Annotated in this window: 4 protein-coding genes and 2 pseudogenes; 2 read left to right on the forward strand and 4 right to left on the reverse strand. The window is 67.4% G+C overall.

All coding sequences use genetic code 11. The annotated features are described in order from the left end of the window. Positions 1-342, forward strand: a pseudogene (locus BIS11_RS10600) (peptidase M16); the annotation flags it as partial. Positions 343-354: 12 nt separating this feature from the next. Here the strand turns inward: BIS11_RS10600 and sbcB are convergent. The 4 genes from sbcB to minC all read right to left on the reverse strand — a co-directional run bounded on the left by sbcB (position 355) and on the right by minC (position 3,914). Beyond that, on the reverse strand, positions 355-1,851 hold the full coding sequence (sbcB, locus tag BIS11_RS10605; protein ID WP_253422750.1) for an exodeoxyribonuclease I: 1,497 nt from the start codon (positions 1,849-1,851) through the stop codon (positions 355-357). Between the two features lie 101 nt (positions 1,852-1,952). Continuing rightward, the gene (gene minE, locus BIS11_RS10610) at positions 1,953-2,204 is read right to left on the reverse strand and encodes a cell division topological specificity factor MinE (protein WP_253422753.1); all 252 of its coding nucleotides are present in this window, start codon (positions 2,202-2,204) and stop codon (positions 1,953-1,955) included. After that, positions 2,201-3,019, reverse strand: coding sequence for a septum site-determining protein MinD (gene minD, locus BIS11_RS10615; protein ID WP_253422756.1), 819 nt, complete (start codon positions 3,017-3,019; stop codon positions 2,201-2,203). Before minD ends, minE begins: the two co-directional genes overlap by 4 nt. Before the next feature lie 154 nt (positions 3,020-3,173). Then, on the reverse strand, positions 3,174-3,914 hold the full coding sequence (gene minC, locus BIS11_RS10620; RefSeq protein ID WP_253422759.1) for a septum site-determining protein MinC: 741 nt from the start codon (positions 3,912-3,914) through the stop codon (positions 3,174-3,176). A 192-nt stretch (positions 3,915-4,106) separates the two neighbouring features. On the opposite strand from minC, the pseudogene BIS11_RS10625 reads away from it, so the two are divergent. Next, positions 4,107-5,062, forward strand: a pseudogene (locus BIS11_RS10625) (DUF349 domain-containing protein); the annotation flags it as partial.

Below are 5,062 nucleotides of genomic sequence, written 5' to 3' on the forward strand. Positions count from 1 at the left end.
TTCCTGGAAAGCGCGGGCGAAGAGCTCGATACCCTCGACGACGCCACCCTCGCCCCCTATCGCCGGGCGCTGGCGGATCGCCTGCTGGAGCGCGACACCAGCCTCGCCGGCATGGCCAACCGCTACTGGCAGGCCACCGCTCGCGACCCGGTGCGCTTCGATCGCCGCGAGGCGCTCGCCAAGGAGGTGATGACGGTGAGCCCCGAGCGCATTCAGGCCGCGTGGCCGGCCTTGATGGCGCGCACCCTGGACGTTCGCTTCGACCCGAACGACGAGCCGAGCGACCTGACCGCCTTCCGCGCAACCCTGTCGCCCTTCCCGCGCAGCGCCGAGACGCGCTGAACGCGGGCCCGCTCAGGCGTCGAACGCCTGGGCGGGCAGCATCGCCTCCACGAACATCACCACCTCCTCGAGGATCTGGCGCTGGTAGTCGGACAGGCTCTGCTGGTTGTAGCGCTCGATCTCCCGGGCGAAGGCCTTCAGGGTGAATCCGGAGACGGCGGCGTCGTTGAGCCGCGCCCAGCGAAACGCCTCCCACTGCTCGCGCTCCTCGCCTTCCAGCGTCTCGGGGTAGTTGCGCGCCCGAAAGCGAAACAGCATCTCCTCGAGGCGCGGGTCCTGGAAGGCGAAGCGCGCGCCGACCAGATCCCAGGGCGAAGTCTCGCGCACCCGCTGCATCTGCTGGCGATCCGCCGGGGAGAAGAAATTGCCGGAGTAGAGCATCAGGTCCGGGTCCTGGGGGCCTTCCTCATAGCCCGCGCCGAACACCTCGGCGACCTTCTGCGCCACCTGGGCGGCGCTGTCGCGAAGCGTCTTCCAGTGCGCCCGGCACTGGTCCACGTCGATGCCCAGACGCGCCTGGATCTCGCCGTACTCGCCCTGTTTGGGGCCTTGCACGTCCTTGAGTGCCGAAGCGGGAAACACCACCGGGCAGCGGTTGATGTGAATCACCTTCAAGGGGATGCGCGACTCGCCCTCGGCCAGGTCCTGCTGGCTGACGAAGACCCGCTCGCGGATCTGCTCGACGCCGAGCGACAGAAGCTCGGCAGGGTCGGCGCCGAGATCGAACACGATCACCCCGTTGGGATTGGTCGGGTGTTCGGCGAGCGGCATCACCAGCGCGCTGCAGCCGCGACTCGCCGGGTAGCGCCGCGAGATGTGCAGCACCGGCTTGGCGCTGGCGACATCGAGCTTTTGCGCCACGGCGCGCTTGCCGCGCAGCCCCAGCAGGTAGTCGAAGAGCTTGGGATTGCGATCGCGCAGAAGCCGCGCCAGGGCGATGGTGGCGCGCACGTCCGCCAGGGCGTCGTGGGCGCCGGCGTGCTCGATGCCGTTGGCGGCGGTCAGCGCCTCGAGCTTGAAGCTCGGCGCGCCGTCCTCGCGCTCGGGCCAGGTGATGCCGTCGGGTCGCAGCGCATAGAAGGCGCGCACCACGTCGATCAGATCCCAGCGCGAGTTGCCGTTCTGCCACTCGCGGGCGTAGGGGTCGAGGAAGTTGCGGTAGAACAGGTTGCGCGAGACCTCGTCGTCGAAGCGCAGGCTGTTGTAGCCCACCACGCAGGTGCCGGGCTCGCTCATCACGGCCTGAATGCGCCCGGCGAACTCCGTCTCGGGCACGCCGTGGCGTCGGGCTTTCTGGGGAGTGATGCCGGTGATCAGGCAGGCGGCGGGGTGCGGCAGGGCATCGTCGCTGGGCCGGCAGTAGAGCTCGATGGGCTCACCGATCTCGTTGAGCTCGGCGTCGGTTCTGATCGCGGCGAACTGGGCCGGGCGGTCACGGCGCGGGTCGGCGCCGAAGGTCTCGTAGTCGTGCCAGAGAAAGCTGGCGGGGGCGGCGTTGGCTGGCGCCATGGGCTAGTACTCCCGTGAACGTGTTCGTGCCCTAACATACTGACGGGCATCAACGTTCTAGCCTAGCACAACCCGCGTCGCCCCCGACGCACGGCACTCGCCTAACCTTTGGGCAGGGTGACGTTGAGCTCGAGCACCGAGCAGTTGTCCTCGCTGTCCAGCGAGATCTGGATGGCGTTGTCGTCGACGTGGACGTAGCGGCGGATCACCTCGAGCAGTTCGCGCTCGAGCATCGGCATGTAGTCGGGCTGGCCGCGCTGGCTGCGCTGGTGAGCGACGATGATCTGCAAGCGCTCCTTGGCCACCGAGGCGGACTTCTTGCGCTCGCGCTTAAGGAACTCCAGTAATTTCATCGACGGCCTCCCCCGAACATCCGGCCCAGCAGGCTCTTGCGCTGCACTTCGTGAAAACGCAGCGGCACCTCTTCGCCGAGCAGCCGCGCGACGGTGTCGGCGTAGGCCTGGCCCGCATCGCTTGCCGCATCATGCGTGACCGGCACGCCCTGGTTAGACGCCCGCAGTACCGCCTCGGATTCCGGAATCAGCCCGAGCAGGTTGATGGCCAGGATCTCGCGGATGTCCTCGAGGGTCAGCATGTCGCCGGAGGTCACCCGCGACGGATTGTAGCGGGTGATCAACAGGTGCTCCCTGACCGGGTCGAGGCTCTGCTCGGCGCGCTGGGTCTTGGAGCCCAAAAGCCCAAGGATGCGGTCGGAGTCGCGCACCGAGGAGACTTCGGGGTTGGTGACCACCACGGCTTCGTCGGCGAAGTACATGGCGAGCTGCGCGCCGCGCTCGATGCCGGCGGGCGAGTCGCACAGGATGTAGTCGAAGTCGCTTTTCAACTGCTCCAGCACCTCGGCCACGCCCTCCTTGGTCAAGGCATCCTTGTCGCGGGTCTGCGAGGCGGGCAGGATGAACAGGTTCTCCACCCGCTTGTCGCGGATCAGCGCCTGGTTGAGCCCCGCCTCGCCCTGGATCACGTTCACCAGGTCGTACACCACGCGGCGTTCGCAGCCCATGATCAGATCCAGGTTACGCAAGCCGACGTCGAAGTCGATCACCACGGTCTTCTTGCCGCGAAGCGCCAGCCCCGTCGAAATGGCCGCCGCGCTGGTGGTTTTGCCGACCCCCCCTTTACCTGAGGTCACTACGATAATCTTGGCCAAGAGTCATTTCCTTTCAGAGGTCGCTGCCGGCGCGGGCGTCTTGTTGTCGTCATCGCGCGCAACGAGAACATCAATGTCATCATATGACGTGTCGATCCAGCCTCTACTCTAACGAAAAGCGGCCGCCACGTCGCTACACCGTTCGCCTGCGCGGCTAGGCCAGCGCCTTGATCTCGAGCTGCTCTTCGCTGAAGTGGACCTGGGCCGCGCATCCCAGGAGCTTGGGATCGATATCCTCGAGGCGCTTGTAGTTGCCCGCCACCGACAGAAGCTCCGCCTCGAGCTCGCGACAGTAGATGCCCGCCTGGGTATTGCCGTGGATGCCCGCCAGCGCCCGGCCTCTGAGCGCCCCGTAGACATGGATGCTGCCCCCCGCCAGCACCTCGGCGCCGGCGTTGACCGCGCCGATCACGATCAGATCGCCCTCGGCGGCGCTCACCTGCTGGCCCGAGCGCACGGTGCCGCGGTAGAGCCGCGTCGCCGCCGTGGGTGCTTCGAGCTCGACCGGAGCTGGGGCTTCCACCGGCGCCTCGACGCGCTCGACGCTTTCCAGGGTGCGCGCACGCGCCTCCTCGACCGGAGCGAACCAGCCCAGGCCCAGCGCCCAGGCGGACTGGCGAACCGGCTCCGGACCGCCGCGCACCGCCACCGGCAAAAGCTTGTGGTCGCGGCACACCGCACAGATGCGCTCCAGCGCCAGGTGCGGCTCATCGAGTTTTTCCACGCTCAGCACAACCGGTGTATGCTGAAAGAAGGCGGGGGACTGGGAGAGCTTGCCGGCCAGCTGGCGCCTGATCTGCTCGGGATCGGCGCTGCTCAACTCCATGACGGTCATGGGCAGCATGCCGCCTTTGAAGGTGAAGGCGTTGTCGGCGCTATCGGCATTGAGGCTCATGGCCGAACTCCATGTCATGTCGGATAGGATGGAACAAGCGCAGTCTCGCGCCCGGGATGTGATGGCCCGCCGGATTCGCCGGGCGACGTCACATGGCTACTGGCAAAGCTAAGCGACAGCGCCGGTGACTGCAACAACCAAAATGCCGACGACTGACTTTTTTCACGCGACGCCTCTCTTGCAGGAAGATTCATGCACGCACTGTTAAGACGCCTGTTCGCGCCTCGGTGGCAGCATCCCGACCCCAAGGTCCGCCGCCAGGCACTCGATCAACTCGACCCGCAGCACGCCGACCAGCGCGACGCCTTGAAGGCGCTCGCCGACGACCCCCAGCCGGACATCCAGCGCCAGGCCCTGGTACGCCTCGACGATCTCGAGACCCTGGTGGCACGCTTCGCGCGCCACCAGGACGAACCCGCCTGGTTCGACGCCGTGCGCGACGGCCTGACCGGACGCCTGGGCCAGGCGGATCTGCGCACTCGGCGCGAGCTCATCGAGCGCCTCGATCATAAAGGGCTTGCCGGCGAGATCGCCCTCAACGGCGACAACCTGGATATCCGCCTGGCAGCACTCGCCCGCCTCGACGACGAGAACGACCTGATCCATCAGGCTTGCCACAACGGCGTGGCCGGCGTTCGCCAGCAGGCGGCGCAGCGCGTCGAAAGCGAACAGGGGTTGAAACGGCTCTTGAAAGAGGCGCGCCGTGACCGTCAGGTCGCGCGCCTGGCCCGCGACGCCTTGGCGAAACTGCGCCACGACGCCGAATGGCACGACCGTCAGGCGGCGCGGCGCGACGAGCTGCTCGTGAAGATCGAACAGCACGCCAATGCCCCCTGGGAGCCGCTCTACGGCGGTAGGCTCAGGCACCTCGAGCGTGAATGGCGCACGCTGGATCAGTCGCCCAGCCCCGAGCAGGAGCGCCGCTTTCACCAGGCGACTCTGCGCGCGCACAAGACGCACAGCGATCACGAGACCCAGGAGCAGGCCCGCCAAGCGCGTCAGGCGCGCCGCAGCGAAGCGGACAGCGCCCGCGAGCAGTTGCTCGAAGGACTCGAGGAGAGCATCGAGGGGCTCTACCACGCCGAGACGCTCACCGCCCAGGACATCGACAGCCTGAGCGCCCAGCGCCGGCTGCTCGGCCAGCGCTG

This window comes from Halomonas sp. 707D4 (assembly GCF_024158685.1).
In the GTDB taxonomy this organism is placed as follows: domain Bacteria; phylum Pseudomonadota; class Gammaproteobacteria; order Pseudomonadales; family Halomonadaceae; genus Vreelandella.